Raw genomic sequence first — 244 nt, forward strand, 5'->3', positions numbered from 1 at the left:
CTCGTGTTTGGCCAACAAAGTAGTCTGCTATATCAAGCTTAGGGGTCGTGTTGGCATACTCTTCCACACTGACGTTGGCACAGCCTGCAAGCAGGAAGAGGGTAGAGAGGAGAGGAAGAACTCCAAAACGGCGTCGCATGGTCTTCATTGAAAATTCCTATATGTGATTTATCAGGCGTATAGTTATTGTAGGAGAAAGTTATGCAACACAGTAGGTTTCATTATAAAGTCCTCATCAGATGGG

At 44.7% G+C, this 244-nt stretch carries 1 protein-coding gene; it reads right to left on the reverse strand.

Going from position 1 to position 244, the window contains the following annotated elements:
* The coding region (locus tag SB753_RS40480) for a DUF3833 family protein (protein WP_410805604.1) at nucleotides 1-148 on the reverse strand (148 nt) is incomplete at its 3' end.
* Nucleotides 149-244 lie beyond the last annotated feature (96 nt).

Origin of the sequence: Paraburkholderia sp. SIMBA_053, assembly GCF_046534895.1 — a bacterium.
Classification (GTDB): domain Bacteria; phylum Pseudomonadota; class Gammaproteobacteria; order Burkholderiales; family Burkholderiaceae; genus Paraburkholderia; species Paraburkholderia caledonica.